Annotated in this window: 21 protein-coding genes; 7 read left to right on the forward strand and 14 right to left on the reverse strand. The window is 61.9% G+C overall.

The features are described 5' to 3' along the window. Positions 1–72 precede the first annotated feature (72 nt). The 6 genes from cyoB to O3298_RS12410 are packed head-to-tail and all read left to right on the forward strand — an operon-like array spanning position 73 to position 5,803. A complete protein-coding gene (gene cyoB / locus O3298_RS12385; RefSeq protein ID WP_305059499.1) occupies positions 73–2,076 on the forward strand; it encodes a cytochrome o ubiquinol oxidase subunit I in 2,004 nt (667 codons plus the stop codon). Beyond that, entirely contained in the window at positions 2,069–2,707 is a 639-nt protein-coding gene (cyoC, locus tag O3298_RS12390) for a cytochrome o ubiquinol oxidase subunit III (protein ID WP_289914745.1), read from the forward strand. Before cyoB ends, cyoC begins: the two co-directional genes overlap by 8 nt. Next, positions 2,704–3,090, forward strand: a complete 387-nt coding sequence (gene cyoD, locus O3298_RS12395) for a cytochrome o ubiquinol oxidase subunit IV (RefSeq protein ID WP_099667923.1) — start codon at positions 2,704–2,706, stop codon at positions 3,088–3,090. The genes cyoC and cyoD overlap by 4 nt, the downstream gene beginning before the upstream one ends. After that, positions 3,087–3,944: an SURF1 family protein gene (locus O3298_RS12400; protein ID WP_369811560.1), complete on the forward strand. Its 858-nt coding sequence runs from the start codon at positions 3,087–3,089 to the stop codon at positions 3,942–3,944. Before cyoD ends, O3298_RS12400 begins: the two co-directional genes overlap by 4 nt. Beyond that, positions 3,928–5,277, forward strand: a complete 1,350-nt coding sequence (locus tag O3298_RS12405; protein ID WP_289914753.1) for an ATP-binding protein — start codon at positions 3,928–3,930, stop codon at positions 5,275–5,277. The genes O3298_RS12400 and O3298_RS12405 overlap by 17 nt, the downstream gene beginning before the upstream one ends. After that, positions 5,267–5,803, forward strand: a complete 537-nt coding sequence (locus O3298_RS12410; RefSeq protein WP_034788474.1) for a response regulator transcription factor — start codon at positions 5,267–5,269, stop codon at positions 5,801–5,803. The genes O3298_RS12405 and O3298_RS12410 overlap by 11 nt, the downstream gene beginning before the upstream one ends. A 392-nt stretch (positions 5,804–6,195) precedes the next feature. On the opposite strand, the gene O3298_RS12415 is transcribed toward O3298_RS12410, so the two are convergent. From O3298_RS12415 to O3298_RS12480, 14 genes are all read right to left on the reverse strand, one after another. Beyond that, positions 6,196–6,945 carry a hypothetical protein gene (locus tag O3298_RS12415; protein WP_305059502.1) on the reverse strand — a complete coding sequence of 250 codons (750 nt, stop codon included), beginning with the start codon at positions 6,943–6,945 and terminating at the stop codon, positions 6,196–6,198. Positions 6,946–7,203: 258 nt separating this feature from the next. Continuing rightward, complete coding sequence (locus O3298_RS12420) at positions 7,204–7,431, reverse strand: hypothetical protein (protein ID WP_305055532.1); 228 nt, start codon at positions 7,429–7,431, stop codon at positions 7,204–7,206. Between the two features lie 51 nt (positions 7,432–7,482). Next, positions 7,483–7,977, reverse strand: coding sequence for an N-acetyltransferase (locus O3298_RS12425; RefSeq protein WP_305059503.1), 495 nt, complete (start codon positions 7,975–7,977; stop codon positions 7,483–7,485). 14 nt (positions 7,978–7,991) lie between these two features. Then, positions 7,992–8,348 carry a hypothetical protein gene (locus tag O3298_RS12430; protein WP_305059504.1) on the reverse strand — a complete coding sequence of 119 codons (357 nt, stop codon included), beginning with the start codon at positions 8,346–8,348 and terminating at the stop codon, positions 7,992–7,994. Between the two features lie 181 nt (positions 8,349–8,529). Continuing rightward, positions 8,530–9,042 carry a GNAT family N-acetyltransferase gene (locus O3298_RS12435; RefSeq protein ID WP_305059505.1) on the reverse strand — a complete coding sequence of 171 codons (513 nt, stop codon included), beginning with the start codon at positions 9,040–9,042 and terminating at the stop codon, positions 8,530–8,532. Beyond that, positions 9,039–9,404 (reverse strand): hypothetical protein, encoded by a 366-nt coding sequence (locus tag O3298_RS12440; protein WP_305059506.1) that lies wholly within the window; start codon positions 9,402–9,404, stop codon positions 9,039–9,041. The genes O3298_RS12435 and O3298_RS12440 overlap by 4 nt, the downstream gene beginning before the upstream one ends. A 25-nt stretch (positions 9,405–9,429) precedes the next feature. After that, the gene (gene phnE / locus O3298_RS12445) at positions 9,430–10,230 is read right to left on the reverse strand and encodes a phosphonate ABC transporter, permease protein PhnE (protein ID WP_305059507.1); all 801 of its coding nucleotides are present in this window, start codon (positions 10,228–10,230) and stop codon (positions 9,430–9,432) included. Then, on the reverse strand, positions 10,227–11,039 hold the full coding sequence (locus O3298_RS12450; RefSeq protein ID WP_251349215.1) for an ABC transporter permease: 813 nt from the start codon (positions 11,037–11,039) through the stop codon (positions 10,227–10,229). The genes phnE and O3298_RS12450 overlap by 4 nt, the downstream gene beginning before the upstream one ends. An 11-nt stretch (positions 11,040–11,050) precedes the next feature. After that, positions 11,051–11,863, reverse strand: coding sequence for a phosphonate ABC transporter ATP-binding protein (locus O3298_RS12455; protein WP_305059508.1), 813 nt, complete (start codon positions 11,861–11,863; stop codon positions 11,051–11,053). Positions 11,864–11,930: 67 nt separating this feature from the next. Then, on the reverse strand, positions 11,931–12,809 hold the full coding sequence (locus O3298_RS12460) for a putative selenate ABC transporter substrate-binding protein (RefSeq protein WP_180278788.1): 879 nt from the start codon (positions 12,807–12,809) through the stop codon (positions 11,931–11,933). A 26-nt stretch (positions 12,810–12,835) separates the two neighbouring features. Continuing rightward, a complete protein-coding gene (gene selD, locus O3298_RS12465) occupies positions 12,836–13,900 on the reverse strand; it encodes a selenide, water dikinase SelD (RefSeq protein WP_305059509.1) in 1,065 nt (354 codons plus the stop codon). Between the two features lie 45 nt (positions 13,901–13,945). Beyond that, a complete protein-coding gene (gene mnmH / locus O3298_RS12470) occupies positions 13,946–15,037 on the reverse strand; it encodes a tRNA 2-selenouridine(34) synthase MnmH (protein ID WP_305059511.1) in 1,092 nt (363 codons plus the stop codon). Positions 15,038–15,103: 66 nt separating this feature from the next. Beyond that, positions 15,104–15,793 (reverse strand): LrgB family protein, encoded by a 690-nt coding sequence (locus tag O3298_RS12475; RefSeq protein WP_305059512.1) that lies wholly within the window; start codon positions 15,791–15,793, stop codon positions 15,104–15,106. After that, positions 15,790–16,248 carry a CidA/LrgA family protein gene (locus tag O3298_RS12480; RefSeq protein WP_305059513.1) on the reverse strand — a complete coding sequence of 153 codons (459 nt, stop codon included), beginning with the start codon at positions 16,246–16,248 and terminating at the stop codon, positions 15,790–15,792. Before O3298_RS12480 ends, O3298_RS12475 begins: the two co-directional genes overlap by 4 nt. A 103-nt stretch (positions 16,249–16,351) precedes the next feature. Between O3298_RS12480 and O3298_RS12485 the strand changes: the two genes are divergently transcribed. Beyond that, positions 16,352–17,260: a LysR family transcriptional regulator gene (locus O3298_RS12485; RefSeq protein ID WP_289914778.1), complete on the forward strand. Its 909-nt coding sequence runs from the start codon at positions 16,352–16,354 to the stop codon at positions 17,258–17,260. The last annotated feature ends 18 nt before the right edge of the window (positions 17,261–17,278 follow it).

Below are 17,278 nucleotides of genomic sequence, written 5' to 3' on the forward strand. Positions count from 1 at the left end.
TCCCGCAGCGCATTGCGCTGCAGATACTGGCGCCGCTTGCCTGGCGCCTCCCTTTTTTCTCTGAGAGTAACAATGCTAGACCATATTGATCTGACGAAGCTTATATTCGGCCGTCTGACTTGGGATGCAATTCCATTTCACGAACCTATCCTGCTGGCGACCTTTGCAATGGTCGCCCTGGGCGGTATCGCACTCGTTGCGGCACTGACGTATTTCCGCGTCTGGGGTACCCTGTGGCGCGACTGGATTACCAGTATCGACCATAAAAAAATCGGTATCATGTACATGATCCTGGGCCTGGTCATGCTGCTGCGCGGCTTTGCCGACGCGCTCATGATGCGCACCCAGCAGGCAATCGCCTTTGGCGACAATGCCGGCTTCCTGCCACCGCATCACTACGACCAGATCTTCACCGCCCACGGCGTGATCATGATCTTCTTCGTCGCGATGCCTTTCGTGACGGGTCTGATGAACTACGTGGTGCCGCTGCAAATCGGCGCGCGCGACGTGGCTTTCCCTTTCCTTAACAACTTCAGCTTCTGGATGACCACCATGGGCGCCGCCCTGGTCATGGCTTCGCTGTTCGTCGGCGAATTCGCCCGCACGGGCTGGCTGGCATATCCACCGCTGTCGGGCATCGTCGGCAGTCCGGACGTGGGGGTAGACTATTACATATGGTCCTTGCAGATTGCCGGGGTCGGGACGCTATTGTCCGGTGTCAACCTGATCGCCACCATCGTCAAGATGCGCGCGCCAGGCATGACCTGGATGAAAATGCCGGTCTTCACCTGGACCGCACTGTGCACCAACATCCTGATCGTCGCCGCCTTCCCGGTGCTGACGGCCGTGCTGGCCATGCTGTCGCTGGACCGCGTTGCAGGCTTTAACTTCTTCACGACGGAACAGGGCGGCAACGCCATGATGTACGTCAACCTGATCTGGATCTGGGGTCACCCAGAGGTCTACATCCTGATCCTGCCGCTGTTCGGCGTGTTCTCGGAAGTCGTTGCCACCTTCAGCAGCAAGCGCCTGTTCGGCTACGCTTCGATGGTGTACGCCACCTGCGTCATCATGATCCTGTCGTACCTGGTATGGCTGCATCACTTCTTCACCATGGGTTCAGGCGCCAGCGTCAACTCCTTCTTCGGCATCACGACGATGATCATCTCGATCCCGACGGGCGCGAAGATCTTCAACTGGCTGTTTACCATGTACCGCGGCCGTATCCGCTTCGAACTGCCGATGCTGTGGACGATCGGCTTCATGGTCACCTTCACCATTGGCGGCATGACCGGCGTATTGCTGGCCGTACCACCAGCGGACTTCGTGCTGCACAACAGCCTGTTCCTGATCGCCCACTTCCATAACGTGATTATCGGCGGCGTGGTCTTCGGTGTATTCGCTGCGATTAACTACTGGTACCCGAAAGCCTTCGGTTACAAGCTCGACGCGTTCTGGGGCAAGTGCTCGTTCTGGTTCTGGTTCGTCGGCTTCTACCTGGCCTTCATGCCGCTGTACGTGCTGGGCCTGATGGGCGTGACCCGTCGTGTCAACCACTTTGAAGATCCATCGCTGCAAATCTGGACCATCATCGCCTGGTTTGGCGCCGTTTCGATCGCACTGGGCATCGCTTCCATGCTGATCCAGTTCTTCGTCAGCTACCGCAACCGTCACGCCCTGCGCGACGTGACCGGCGACCCATGGGGCGGCCGTACGCTGGAATGGTCGACGTCGTCGCCACCGCCAGACTATAATTTCGCCTTCACGCCGCAAGTGCACGAACTCGATGCATGGACCGACATGAAGAAACACGGTTACCAGCGTCCGACGTCCGGTTTCACGAAGATCCACATGCCGAAGAACACCTGGGCTGGTTTCGTGATCGCCGCACTGTCCGCACTGGTCGGTTTTGGCCTGATCTGGCAAATGTGGCTCGTCGCCAGCGTTGGCTTCGTGATCATGATGGTCACCATCATCGTCCATACCTTTAACTACAAGCGCGATTACTACATTCCTGCGGAAGAAGTGGTCCGTACCGAAGACGCTTATACTAAATTGCTGAGCAGCCATGTCTGATACCATCGCCCATAACACCGGCGCCGCTGGCGCCGCACCAAGCCCGCGCAGCTACTTTGTGCGCGAGCACCATCCGGAAAACGGCAGCCTGCTGGGTTTCTGGCTCTACCTGATGAGCGATTGCCTGATCTTCGCCTGTCTGTTCGCCACGTACGCCGTGGTCGGCCGCAGCTACGCGGACGGCCCGACGGGCGCCGCGCTGTTCGACCTGCCGCTGGTGGCCGTCAACACGGCCATGCTGCTGTTGTCGTCGATCACCTACGGCTTCGCCATGCTGACCATGCAGCGCAAGCAATTGCGCAGCACCCTGGTCTGGCTGGGCATCACGGGTCTGTTCGGCCTGGCCTTCCTGTCGCTGGAAATGTATGAATTCATTCATCTGATCCACGAAGGCGCCGGTCCGCAGCGCAGCGCGTTCCTGTCGTCGTTCTTCGCCCTGGTCGGTACCCACGGCTTGCACGTGACGTTCGGCGTGATCTGGCTCGTGACCTTGATGTTCCAGTTGAACAAGCATGGTCTGACCCCGGAAAACGGCCGTCGCATGATGTGCCTGTCGCTGTTCTGGCATTTCCTGGACGTCATCTGGATCGGCGTCTTCACCTTTGTCTACCTGATGGGAGTGCTGCCATGAGCGACCACCACACACACGGCGATAGCCACCACCATGACGATCACGATCATGGCAGCCTGAAAAGCTATACCATCGGCTTCATCCTGTCGGTGATCCTGACGGCCATTCCGTTCTGGCTGGTGATGACGAAAGCCATCACCAACTCGGGCACCATGGGCCTGGTCCTGCTGGCGTTCGCGGCCGTTCAAGTCGTGGTACACATGGTGTACTTCCTGCACATGAACACCAAGTCCGAAGGCGGCTGGAACATGATGGCGCTGATCTTCACGATCATGATCGTGGGTATTGCCATGGCCGGTTCCCTGTGGGTCATGTACCACATGAACCACAACATGATGCCGGATCTGATGCCTGAGTACATGCATACGAAAACGGCTCCATGATGAGTAATACGCGCCCAAGCAACACCGGGCGCGCCCCTGGCGCCGCATCGCAAGATGCCGCGCCAGGCCCACGCGGCATGGCTGTGCATTATTCAAAAATTGCACTGGCCTTGCTGGCGGGGATCTTATTTGCCGGTTTCTGTGCTCTGGGCACCTGGCAAGTCAAGCGCCTGTTCTGGAAGCTTGACCTGATCGAGCGCGTCGAACAACGCGTACATGCGCCCGCAACGGACGCGCCTGGACCCGCAGCCTGGGCCAGTGTCACGCAGCAAACGGATGAATACCGCCATGTGCGACTCTCCGGTACGTATCTCCCCATTTTCAATACCCTGGTGCAAGCAACGACGGCACTGGGCAGCGGTTATTGGCTGGTGACGCCCTTGCGCCTGGCCGATGGCAGCACCGTGCTGATCAACCGCGGCTTCGTGCCCAAACGCGAAGGCATCGCCGCCAGCACGCCGGCCGGCATCGTCCACGTGGACGGCTTGCTGCGCGTCAGCGAGACGGGCGGCGGTTTCCTGCGCGAAAATAGTCCTGCCACGCAGCACTGGTATTCGCGCGACGTGGCCGCCATCGGCGCCTCGCACATGCTGAGCAACGTGGCGCCATACTTCGTCGATGCGAAGGCAAAGTCGGAAACGGCTGCGGACGCCCCCGTCGGCGGACTGACCGTGATTTCCTTCCACAACAGCCACCTCGTGTACGCCTTGACGTGGTTCACCCTGGCCTTGATGGTAGCCGGTATCAGCTGGTGGATCGTGCGCGAAGACAAACGCCGCCGCGCGCGCAAGGCCAGCTTGTCCCAACAGCACCTTGATCCATCGCAAGAAAGCGACCATGCCGGGCAGGATTGAGATCCTGCCCAACCGCGAGGTATTAGAACGCGGTGCGGTGGCGGCCGAGATGGAACATCCGGCCGGCCACCAGAACATGAAGCTGCTGATCCAGCTGCGCTGGCTGGCCGTGATCGGCCAGATCAGCACGATCTTCGGCGTGGGCGTGGGACTGGGCATCGCCTTGCCCGTGCCCTACATGCTCGAAGTGCTGTCCTGCCTCATCGCTTTTAATTTAGCCAGCCTGCTGCGCTGGCACGAACGCCAGCCCGTGTCCAACACGGCCCTGTTCCTCGCTCTGCTGGTCGACGTCACCGTGCTGACGGCCCAGCTTTACCTGAGCGGCGGCATCAGCAACCCGTTTGCCTTCCTGTACTTGTTGCAAGTCATCCTCAGCGCCGTCCTGCTGGAAGTGTGGTCGACCTGGATCATGGTGGCCATCACCAGCTTGTGCCTGGCGGGCCTGGCCTTGCTGCCCGGCCCCTTGATCCTGCCGATCGACCCGGAGCGGGGCTTTTCCAGCCTGTATGTGCAAGGCTTGCTGATCTGTTTTATCCTGAATGCCGCCTTGCTGGTGGTGTTTATTACGCGCATCAACCGCAACCAGCGCGCCGGCGACGCCAAGGTGGCCGACTTGCGCCAGCGCGCGGCGGAAGAGGAGCACATCATCCGCATGGGCTTGCTGGCTTCGGGCGCCGCGCACGAGCTGGGCACGCCGCTGGCGACCCTGTCCGTCATCCTCGGCGACTGGCGCCGCATGCCGGAATTGAGCAAGAACAGCGAATTGCTGGAAGAAATCACGGAAATGCAGGCGCAATTGCAGCGCTGCAAGAGCATCGTCAGCGGCATCTTGCTGTCGGCGGGTGAAGCGCGCGGCGAATCGTCCGTGAAAACGACGATCAACACCTTCCTCAACGACCTGGTCGACGAGTGGCGCAGCAGCCGCCCCATCCAGGATTTCGAGTACGATAACCGCATCGAGCACGACGTACCCGTCGTCTTCGATTCGACCCTGAAACAAACCATCTGCAATGTGCTCGACAATGCACTGGAAGCGTCGCCCGACTGGCTGCGCTTCGAAGCGACGCGCGAAGCGGATGCCTTGCACCTGGTCATTACCGATGCGGGCCCCGGCTTCGAGCCGTCGATGCTGACGCACCTGGGCAAACCGTACCAAAGCAGCAAGGGCAAGCCCGGCGGTGGCCTCGGCCTGTTCCTGGTGGTGAATGTCGCGCGTACCTTGGGCGGTACGGTGACGGCGCGCAACAGGGTGCAGGGCGGGGCGGTGGTGCACCTGGCCTTGCCGCTGGCGGCCATCAAACTGGAAAGAGAAAGCGACCACCATGCAGGATGACCGTCTGTTACTGATCGTGGAAGACGACGCCGCGTTTGCCCGCACCCTGGGCCGCTCGTTCGAACGGCGCGGCTACCAGGTCATCCTGGCCACCAATTTCGATGAAGCGAGCGCCTTGCTGGAACAGCATTGCCCCGACTACGCCGTCGTCGATTTAAAACTCAACGGCAATACCTCCGGCCTGGCTTGCGTGCAGATGCTGCACCAGCACGACCCGGAGATGCTGATCGTCGTGCTCACCGGTTACGCCAGCATCGGCACGGCCGTCGAAGCCATCAAGCTGGGCGCCTGCCAGTACCTGGCGAAACCGTCGAACACGGACGACATCGAAGCGGCCTTCGGCCACGTGGCCGGCAACGCGGACATCGAACTGACGAACCGCGCCACCAACATCAAGACCCTGGAATGGGAACGCATCCACGAAATGCTGGCCGAGACGGATTTCAATATCTCGGAAACGGCACGTCGCCTGGGCATGCACCGGCGCACGCTGGCGCGCAAATTGGAAAAGCAGCGGGTGAAATAGACAGGCATCCCGCAGCTTTGGCCCGCCACGGCATGGCGCATCAATTGGAGTCATTCTTGGCAAGGATATTGATCCACACCATGACGATACCGCAGAGTGACAGAACGAATCCCAGATATATCAGGAAAAATCCGAAAGATTCGGATAAATATTTGATCGTCAAATACCCAATCATCCCAGTCAGGAAACCAAAAAATCCAATTTTGTGGCCTTTGGATTTTTTACTTTGCATGATGTAATTCCCTGAATATTGATAAAACCATTTTCAAGCTCCTGTTGATGATGTTTTATGCAAGTCCTGCGCAACGTACGGAACCATGTTTCAGTGCACATTCTGCGCCTGAATATGCGGGCGGCTCTCCCGTTGCGCCCATGCCGGCAGGAACAAAACCTTATTTCTCGTCTTCAAACGTCAGTGCGAGCACGCTGTCGTCGCCCCAGTCCTGTTCCCGCAGCGGCGGCGTGAACGACGTTCCGCTGAAGGGCACGGGTGCGCTCTTGCCATTAAAACTGATCGTTGCCGCCGCGATGCGCCGTGGTTCGGAAAAGCTGTAGGTTCCCTTTTGCGACACGAAATTGCAGGGCCCGCCCAATGCGCTCATCGTGGTACGCATCGCAAACGGCAAGGTTTCCTTGTCGATGGCCCAATGCACTTCGCACGCCAGCCGCAGGTCGCCCAGGCGGCGCAGCGTGTCGCTGGTGGCCGCGCTCCTGACGTAGGGTATCCACCTGACCGACCCCGCCTTGCGGTTGACGGTCAGCTCGGCCTTCTCATACAGCGCACCCTGTTCCACAGGCAAGCTGAAGATATTGCGCTCTCCCAGCGGTATCGCCATACCCGCCTCGTCGCTTTCCAGCCGCAGCGCGATGGCATGCATGTCGACATCGGCACGGCGCGGCTCCAGGATGAAGCGCAATTCGGCGCCAGGCGCCAGACCGTGTTTTTCCTCGAAGCGTTTCACCCCCTTGAGCATGGCACTGTAGGGTTTCCAATCCGGATCCCGGATGCCTTTGACATTGACGGACGCCGCCGTATCCGGTTCAGCCTGTTCCACGGCCGTCGCCACGGCTTGTTCTACATCAGCCTGGGCGTGAACGGCGGCGCCGCACGCACACAGCAGAAGTCCGGCGATTGCACGCATATTCATCCTGTTCATTTGCCTCTCATGTCATTGTTTATCAAGTCAGAGCAGTCTGTTTTTCCTGCCCATTCAAGGAAACATGAGTGTAGAAAAGAATGGCGATGAATGGGGATTTTTAGGACAGAGTGTCAATCTGGAGCAATGGAATGCTTGAATCAGCTGTTTTTTTAGCGGCACTGGGGAAAGAAAGCAACGTTGTGCCGATGCCGCGTCGATGCGCGTATCTGCCATGAATGATTTACTCGCTAAAACACTGTATTACGTCAATGCCATCAACAGGCCGGAAGCGATGACTATCGCAGCAAACAGGGCGACGGCAAAGCGATTATGCGGCAACGCTCTCGCCGGCGGGTAGTGGCCCAGCGTGAGTAGTCGTAGTATTGCCCAGCCCGGCCAATAGAACAGCTTTTCAATGACCGTTCCTAACAGGTTATAGATCAGCAGACGAACGATCCAGACGATGGCGTCAAAAATCCAGTCAAACACGATTCATCCTCGGGGGGGCGCAAGAATGGCCGCTACGCGCAGTGATCGAACTCATGCCACCGCCAGCCATTCCATTTTCTGCACGCGGATATGGGGATGGCTTTCCAGCGCTTCCCATTCCGGTAAAAAGACAAAGCCCTGTTTCTGGTAAAACGCGGCCGCGCGCGCATTTTCCGGTGCGACGTCGAGCACCAGCCGCGCGTGGCCATTGCCGACGGCGCATCGTTTCACGGCCTCGACCAGCTCTTGTGCCACGGCCTGGCCCCGGTATGGCTGCGCCACCCACATGGCGATCAGGTTGCATTCGCCATTGCCGGCCACCACTTGCGCGGCCAGGCCGATGGGTTGTTCTGCGTCAAAGGCGAGGAAAAACGTGCGCTGCGGCGTGCTGACGGCGCGCTGCTGCCAGTCGGCGTCCGAAAAAGCGGCCGCGCTGGCGTGGCTGGCGCCAAAGGCCGTGGGGGCGTCAAGCAGGGCGGCCAGGCGCGTGGATTTCAGCGCCGGCCAGTCGGCGGCGCCGGTGGGGCGGATGAGGATGTGATTCAAGTCTGCGACATTCCTTAATTGGTGGGCGCGTCCGTGGACGAGGAAATCTTTCTGTACGCTTCCGCCAGCATCGTGACGGTCGCCACGTCGTTCACGCTGCGCGCTTCGATGACTGTCTCGCCCGCAGCGATGGTGATGTCGCCGTCCGCATAGCTGGCGGGAAAGCGCCGTTCGACGATCTTGTTGGTGAGGACATTGCGCGAGTAGCGCAGGGCCACGAGCCGGTCGCCATCGTGCTTGATGACAACATAGTTCGGGACGGTGGTGCGTTCCAGTTTCCAGGTGCCGATAAAGTCTTCGACAGGGGCGGCGCTGGCGTTGGTGAGCAGCCCGCAGCAGGCGGTGGTAATACCAAAAAACAATTTTTTCATGGTGCCGGCAATTCCATGCAAGGGTGGCCCGCATAGGCGGGAAAGACGTTCATCATGCTTGAATGGCGTGGCGCGCGTCCATGGATGGCGCCAGTCATTTAAGTATTTGGCAATATTAACAGCATCAATGCCTTGCCGGTGCCCGTGCATGCTGCAGTGTTGTATGCGCGTAAGACTTTGCCTAGCTGTTGGCCTCAAACGCGCGGTGGTAGGTCACGTTTCCTGTTGGTAAGGGCCCCGCCAGATGCAGTGTCTGGAAATACTCGGCCGGCACGCCCGGCAGGGTCAAGGCAGCGTCCGCGCGGAAGCCGAAACGCCCGTAATACCGTGGCTCGCCCAGCACCACGCAGCCGGCTGCGCCCAGCTGGCGCAAGTCGTCCAGCAATTGCCCGATGAGCTGGCTGCCCACGCCCTGTTGCTGATGGCCAGGAGCAACGGAAACGGGACCCAGCCCATACCAGCGCGGCGTGCCGTCGCTGATACTGACGGGGGAAGCGGCCACATGGCCGATGATGGCGCCTTCCAGTTCGGCCACCAGCGACACGCTCAGGGCGCCCGCGTCGCGCAAGGCCTTGACGATGAACTGTTCCGTATGGTCCGTGTGTTCCGCATACAGAAAGGCGTCGCGCGTGATGCGGTCGATGGCGTCGACGTCGGCCGGGGTTTCCTTGCGAATGATCAACGCTTGCGTCATGACTGGTCCCACACTTCGATCGTCAGCAGTTGCCCGGCCTGGCAGGCGGCGACGCGTTCCCGGTGCACGGTAATGCTGCCGGGCCAGCCAGTTAGCGTATCTTGCGGAAATTCCCCATGCTGCGCCTCGGCAATGCCCGCCTGCAGCAGGGGCGCGATGACGTCCGCCGAAGCCGTGTAGCGGTTGGGAAAACCGTTCGACGACAGCTGGGTCGCCTTGCCTTGTGTGCATAGCTGCGCGATCCAGTCGGCGCCGAACAGGCCCGCTTCCCAAGTGGCGAGAAACGCGTCCTTGTTGATTTTCGTCATGTCGGCCAGCTGTTCCGGCGTTTCTGTCGAGATAATGGTCCACCAGCCTGACATGGGCTATCCTTGCGAAAAGTGAAAATTAACGGGTCATGGCGCGGCGCAGCAGGTAGCTGAGGCCATCGACGGCGGCCACCATCAGCAGCATGGCGACGATGACGGTGGCGGCGTTCTGCATCTGGAACAGCGACAGATGGTATTTCAGCATCTGCCCCAGGCCGCCCGCACCGACGACGCCAAGGATGGCGGCGGCGCGGATATTGTTTTCCCAGCGGTACAGGGTGTAGGACATCATTTGCGGGCTGCATTGCGGCAAGGTCGCGTACAGGAAGGCCACGGCGGGCCGCGCGCCGTTGATGCGCAAGGTCGCCGCCGGCAAGGGCGGGCAATTCTCGAAGGCGTCGGCAAACAAGCGGCCCAGCACGCCCACCGTGTGCAGCGCCAGCGCCAGGGTGCCCGCGAACGGGCCCAGGCCGGCGGCGATCAGCAAGATCGACGCCCAGACCAGTTCCGGGATCGAGCGCAGCACATTCAAGACGCCGCGCGTCGCGTTGCGCGCCACGTTGCCGAAGCGCCCGCTGGCGGGCAGGGCCAGCAGCGCACCCAGGACGGCCGCGATCACCGTGCCGATAGCCGACATGGCCAGGGTTTCGAACGTGGCCACGCCGACCTTCATCAGGAAGGGGCTGGCCAGCTCGGGCGGGGCGAAGCCGTGCAGGAAGTCGGCGCTCGTGCGCACGGCGTCCGCGCTGAAGAACTCGCCCCATTTCAGGGGCAGGGTGGCGAAGCTGGCGATGACCAGCAGCAACAAACCGGCCAGCAAGGCCCAGGTGGACCAACGGACAGGCTCGGAAACAGGCAGCATGAACGTGTCGTTCTTCATGCCAGCCTCCGGCGCAGCATGGCGGAGACGGCGTCGGCGCCTGCCACCAGCAGCACGAAGACCATCAGCATGGTGGCCAGTTCGCTGCCCGCCATCATCTTCATCGATTCATCCATGCGCTGGCCCAGGCCGCCCGCGCCGACAAAGCCCATGACGACGGAGCCGCGGATCGCGCATTCCCAGCGGTAAATCGTGTACGACACCAGTTCGGCGGCCGATTCTGGCAGGGCGCCGTACAGCAAGGCTTTCAGGCGGCCGCTGCCGTTGTGCAATAGCGCGTTGCAGGCGGACGCATCCGACGATTCGAGGATTTCCGCGTACACCTTGCCCAGCATGCCGCAATAGGTGAGGGCGATGGCGATCACGCCCGCCGTCGGCCCCAGTCCCACGATACGCACCAATAACAAGGCCCACACGAGTTCCGGCACGCTGCGCAGCAGCACCAGCAAGGCGCGGACCGCGTGGCGCAGGGCGGCGGCCAGGGGCGCCACCCGGCCGGAGCCGAGGCGCGAAATCGACAGGCGCTCCGTCACCAGCAAGGTCAGGGGGATGGCGCCCAGCATGGCCAGCGCCATGCCGGCCGTGGCCATGGCGATGGTTTCCCAGCTGGAAATGGCCACCAGTTGCAGGAATTCCAGCGAATGGGCGGGCGGCACGAAGCTGGCAAGGAATTGCCAGGTGGCCGCCAAGCTTTGCGCATCCCATAAAATCCACGGCTTGAATTCCGCCTGCACCAGCATCGGCCACAGCACGAGCAGCACGATGGCGGCGCCGGTCAGGCGGCCGCGCCAGGCGGGGTCGCGCGGCATGGCGGTGCTCGTCAGCAAAGGGGCCTCGCGGCGTCCAGCTGCGTTTCCACGGCCTCGAACTGCGGCGCCGTATCCGCCTTGTTGCGGTACAGCTCGGCGATCATGGCGTCGCTGACCTGGGCGCCAGGCAAGTCGAAGACGATCTTGCCGTCGCGCAAGGCGACGATGCGCGTAAAGCAGGCGCGGGCGATTTCCACCTGGTGCAGGCTGCAGATCAGGGTGGCGTTGCGCGCCGTCGCTTCCGCTTGCAGCACGTGGATCGTCTGCAAGGCCAGCGTGGGGTCGAGCGCGGACAGCGGTTCGTCGACGAGGAAGACTTGCGCATCTGACACGAGCGCGCGGGCCATGCCGCAGCGCTGGCGTTCGCCGCCGGACAGGCGGTCGACGCGCGCATACAGCTTATCCTGCAGGTTGAATTTACCTAAAGCTTCCCACGCGGCGCGCGGGTCGACGGGCGCCAGCAGCGAACGGATGGCCGTCCACAAGCTCCATTGGGGCAAGCGGCCCGCCAGCACGGCGTTGACGACGCGCTGGCGCGGCGGCAAGGGTGGCGTTTGCGGCGCCAGGAACAGGCGCGCGCGCAAGGCGTGGCGCTCGGCGCTGCCGATTTGCCAGGGAGAAATGCCCAGGATGTCCAAGGTGCCGGATTCGGGACGCAGCGCGCACGCCAAGGTGTGCAGCAGGCTGGTCTTGCCGGCGCCGGACGGGCCGATCAGGGCGATCTGCTCACCCTGGGCCACGTCCAGGTCCAGGTCGCGCAGGGCCAGCGCATTGCCGGGGGCGCCCGCGTGGTGGACGCTGACCTTGTGAAGTTGGAATGTCATGCGAGATTTCGGTGTGGGGGAGTGTGCCGGATGCGTCCGCAGGACGCCATCCGGCAAGTTTCAGCAGTTACTTCAACAACTTCGCATCGCGCGCAGCCGCTTCGATATCCTTGTAGTTCTCGGCCTTGGTCGGGATGAACTTGGTGGCGCGCTGCAGTTCGAGGATTTCCTTGCCTTCGGCCGTCGATGGGTCCAGCGCCAGGAAGGCGTCCGTCAGCTTCTTGCGCACGACGGGGTTCATGTCGGCGCGCACGCTCCAGTTGTAATCGTAGTAGCCTGGCGTCGTGTAGAACACGCGCACCTTGCTTGGATCGACCTTTTTCGCTTCGACGAGCTTTTCCCACACGGAAATGTTCAAGGTGCCCGCATCGACCTTGCCGCCGGCCACAGCCGCCACGGTGGCGTCATGCGCGCCGGAAAATGCGATGCGCTTCATGTCCGTGTCCGGGTTGATCTTGGCGGCCAGCAAGTAGTAGCGTGGCATCAAGTGACCCGAGGTCGACGATTCCGAGCCGAACGTGAAATTCTTGCCCTTCAGGTCGGACAATTGATTGATGTCCTTGCTGGTGGTCACAAACACGGAGCGGAACTTCGTGTCTTCCTCGCGCTGCACCAGGGGCACGATCTTGCCGCCGCTGCGCACGTTCGCTTGCACGAAGGTAAAACCGCCGAACCAGACCATGTCCAGCTTGTTATTGATCAAACCTTCGACGGAGGCCGCGTAATCGGTGACGGGCGTAAATTCCACCTTCATGCCCAGCTTTTTCTCCAGGTAGCTGCCCAGCGGCTTGAACTTGCGCTGCAATTCCGTCGGCGCTTCGTCGGGGATGGCGGAGACGCGCAGCACTTGCTGCGCTTGCGCCAGGCCGCTGTGGATGGCCAGGGTGGCGGCGACGGTGGCCAGGATGGCGGGGAACTTGCTAAATGAGTTCGAGAATGTGGTCATGGGACTGCCTTTGCAAAAAATATTCATTAGATTACGGAAACCCCGGTACTGCCTTCCTGCATCTCGCCGATGACGACGGCGTCGCCAAAGCCTTCGGCGCGGAAAATCGCCAGCACTTGCTCGACGGCTTCCGGCGCGCAGGCCACCAGCAGGGGGCCGGCCGTTTGCGGGTCCGTCAAAATCGCCTTGTCGATGGCGCTCAGGCTGTCGCCGAGCGCCACTTGCGCGCCATAGCCCTGCCAGTTGCGGTTCGAGGCGCCCGTGATATTGCCGTTCTGCGCCAGTTGCTGTACTTGCGGCAGCAGCGGCACGTCGTCCATGGCGATGCGCGCCTGCAACTTGGCGCCGCGCGCCAGTTCCAGGGTGTGGCCCAGCAAGCCGAAGCCCGTCACATCCGTCAGCGCATGCACGCCGTCCAGCAGGGCCAGTTTCTTGCCCGGGGTATTCAATTTGGTGGTGTTGTCGATTAAAGAAGCGTAGCCATCCGCGTCCAGCGCGTTCTTTTTTAGCGCGGCCGACAAGATGCCCACGCCGATGGGTTTACCCAATACCAGCTTGTCGCCGGCGCGCGCGCCCGCGTTGCGTTTTACTTGCGAGGGATGGACCAGGCCCAGCACGACCAGGCCATAGATCGGTTCGACGGAATCGATGGTGTGGCCGCCCGCGATGGGGATGCCGGCCTGGGCGCAGATGGTTTCGCCGCCTTTCAAGATGAGGCCGATGGTTTCCACGGGCAGCTTGTTGATCGGCATGCCGACCAGGGCCAGCGCCATGATGGGCGTGCCGCCCATGGCGTACACGTCGGAAATGGCGTTGGTGGCGGCGATGCGGCCGAAGTCGAACGGATCGTCGACGATGGGCATGAAGAAATCCGTCGTGGCGATCAGCGCCTGTTCGTCGTTGAGCTGGTAGACGGCCGCGTCATCCGAGGTTTCTATGCCAACCAGCAATTCCTTCGGCAAGGGAAAGCCGCCGCTGCCCTTTAAAATGTCGGCCAGCACGCCCGGCGCGATTTTGCAGCCGCAGCCGCCGCCATGGGCAAATTCGGTCAATCGGATGGGGGTATCGGGTGTTGCTGCGCTATCGGACATGGTCGTCATCCTGCTCAAAAAGGTCATCAAAAGCTGCGCCGGCGCTTACGCGGCGCTGGCGGCACGGTGTTCGCCGACGATAGCACATAATGCGCGCGCGGCTTGCTCAAAGGCATGTTCTGAAATGTCGGGCAAGACCAGCGGCGTCGCCTGGGCGTAGCGGCTGAAGTTGCGGGCGATCGATTGCCGGTAGACGGGGTCGTAATGCTGCACCAGCAACTCTTCCACGAGCTCGGCCATGCGGCCGGAAGTGGCCAGCTGCTGCCAGTGGGCAATTTTTTCCTTGCCATGCAGCTGCGTCAAAAGGGCCAGCTGCACGTTCAGGCGCGCCGCATCGCCGACGAAATGCTCGTAGTCCTGCATCAGCAATTGCACGCGCTGCTCCGTGGCCAGCCGCACGTCCGTGCAGGCAGCCGCGCGCATCTTGTCCATCAGCGCATCGGGCACGCGCAAACGGCCCACTTTCTTGCTTTCCGATTCGATGAAGACGGGGAGTTGCGGGTCGAAATGGCGCAGTTGCTGCCACAGCGCGCTTTCAAACGCTTTTTGCGCCGGCTGGTCCGCCTCGGGCAAGCCGCCCAGCACGGAGCCGCGGTGCGCCGCCAGGTCTTCCAGGTCGATCACTTGCGCGCCTTGCCTGTCCAGCACTTGCAGCAAACGGCTCTTGCCGCTGCCCGTGGGGCCGCACAGCACGTTGATGAAGTCGAAGCGTTCGGGCAGCGTGGCCAGCTCGGCATTCACGTGGCGGCGGTAATCCTTGTAGCCGCCTTCGAGCTGCGTGACGGGCCAGCCGATGCGCGCGAGGATGTGCGCCATGGCGCCGCTGCGGTTGCCGCCGCGCCAGCAGTACACGAGGGGTTTCCAGTGCTGCGGGTGGCCGAGGAAACCGTCTTCGATATGTTGCGCGATATTCCTGGCGATCAGCGCCGCGCCCAGCTTCTTCGCTTCGAAGGCGCTGGTCTGTTTATATAGGGTACCGACGCGCACGCGCTGCTCGTCGTCCAGCACGGGCAGGTTGATGGCGCCCGGCAAGTGGTCTTCCGCGAACTCGGACGGGCTGCGCACGTCGATGATGGCATCGAATTCATTCAGGCGCGGCAGGATGTCGCTGAAGGGAAGCACTGCAGGGTATTTCATCGTGGCGCGGATGCTTGGAATGGGGAAAGACGTATTATCCCCGATAAACGCCTTCCCCGTGGACCGTTAGCCCAACAATCTGCCCAGCAATGGCGCCAGCAATACCGTGACGACGCCCGAGAAAATCATCGTCAGGCTGGCCACGGCGCCTTCTTCCGTGCCGACCCGGCGCGCCACGGATAATCCAAAACCGTGCGCGGCCGCGCCATACGGGGCGCCACGGGCGATGCGCATGCGCAAGGGCAGCAATTTCAAGAGCGGTTTGCCCAGCATCAAGCCGAACAAGCCCGTCATCACGACGAAGATGCCCGTCAGCTGGGCCGAGCCGCCCATGTGGCGCGACGCTTCCAGCGCGAACGGCGTCGACACGGAACGGGCCAGCAGGCTGCGCGCCATGTCGCCATGCACGCCCAGCAGACGGTCCAGCAGCAGGGTGGCGGCCACCGAGGCAACGATGCCGGCGCAGCTGCCCAGCGATAGGGCCAGCCAGTGTTTGCGGATCAGCTTGCGCTCCTGGAAGATGGGCAGGGCAAACGCAATGGTGGCCGGGCCCAGCAGCCACGGCAGCCAGCGCGTTTCGCCGAAATACGTGGCGAACGGCGTCGACGTCGCCTGCACGATGACGATCAATATTGCCGAGGTGCAGATGGCGGGCGTGAGCAGGAAGTGCGGATGGCGGCGGTGCAGCGCCTGGTTGACGTAGAACAGCACCAGGGTCAGCAGCAAAAACAACAGGGACAACAGCAGGGTATTCATGCCGCCGTCCTCGCCGCGCGCTGGCGCAGCAGTTTCTGCAGGCGCAACTTGCGCTCATAGCGGCACACCCATTCCACCGTCAACGCCGTGGCCAGCATCACGCTGGCAAAGCCCAGGCCGATATTCACGAACAGCATCAGACCTTGCGACTTCAGCAGCTGTGTAAATTGCACCACGGACACGACCAGCGGAATGAAGAACAGCAGCATGTTGGCCAGCAGCCAGTTCGCGCCCAGTTCGATGGCGGCTGGCCGCACCCAGCCCGCCAGCAGCAGGGCCACCAGCACGAACAGACCCACGACGCCGCCGGAAAATGGCAGGTGCAGGGCGGAGGCGGCCTCATCAGCCAGCCACCAGGCGGCGATCAGCACACCCACTTGCCACACGGTTTGTGCGGGCTGGCGCCAGGCAGGGATGGCGGGCAGGGCGGCGGTGGAACAGTGCAAGGCTTTCACGGCAGGCTTTCAAACGGCAGGGGGAAGTTTTCATTGTAGAGACCCCACATCAAAAGATAAAATGACTTAAACTCATGAAAATCATTCGATATTGGAATGCATCATGGATATCCGCTCGCTGCGCTACTTCGTCGAAGTGGTGGAACAGAACAGTTTTACGCGCGCGGCCGCCAGGCTGCACGTGACGCAACCGACAGTGAGCAAGATGATTGCCCAGCTGGAACAGTCGCTGGACCTGGCCTTGCTGGACCGCGCCGGCAAGCGTTTTACCCTGACGGACGCGGGCAAGGTGGTGCTGTCGCGCGCGCATACATTGCTGGCCCTGCACGCGGAACTGAAGGTGGAGTTGCGCGACCTGCAACATCTGGAACGGGGAGAGCTACGGGTCGGCGTGTCGCCGCAAACCCATTCCACCCTGGCGCCGTGGCTGGCCGAGTACCACCAGCGCTATCCGGGCATCGAGCTGAAAATGTACGAAAGCGGCACGCAAGCGATCGAGCGCGACTTGCGCACGGGCACGGTGGAGCTGGGCACCATGCTCGACTATCCGGGCAATGCGGCCACCTGGCAGGATTTTGAAGCCTTGCCCCTCGTGCGCTCGCCGCTGTGCCTGCTGGCCGCGCCCGGCTCGCCGTGGCAGGGACGTGCTTCCGTCGCCCTGGCCGAACTGGCCGACAGCCCCTTCATTTTCTATGGCGCCGCGTTTGCCCTGAACGACATCGTGCTGGACGCCTGCCAGCGTGCCGGTTTTGCCCCGCGCATCACGGGCCGCAGCGGCCAGTGGGACTTTATTGCTTCGCTGGTCAGGCTGGGCGTGGGCATCTGCCTGTTGCCGAAGATGTATTGCGACACCCTGGAACCGTCGCAGTTTGCCGTCATTCCCCTGGCCGGCCCGCCCGTGGAATGGAATCTGATGCTGGCCTGGCGCCGCGGCGGGCGGCTGTCGTTTGCCGCCCGTGCCTGGCTGGAGCTCGTCAGGGCGCGCATGACGGACGCGGCACGTTTACAATAGGCGCTCGCCAACTTCCGT

The sequence above is a fragment of the Janthinobacterium sp. SUN137 genome, from assembly GCF_030587265.1.
GTDB classification, from domain to species: Bacteria; Pseudomonadota; Gammaproteobacteria; order Burkholderiales; family Burkholderiaceae_D; genus Janthinobacterium; species Janthinobacterium kumbetense.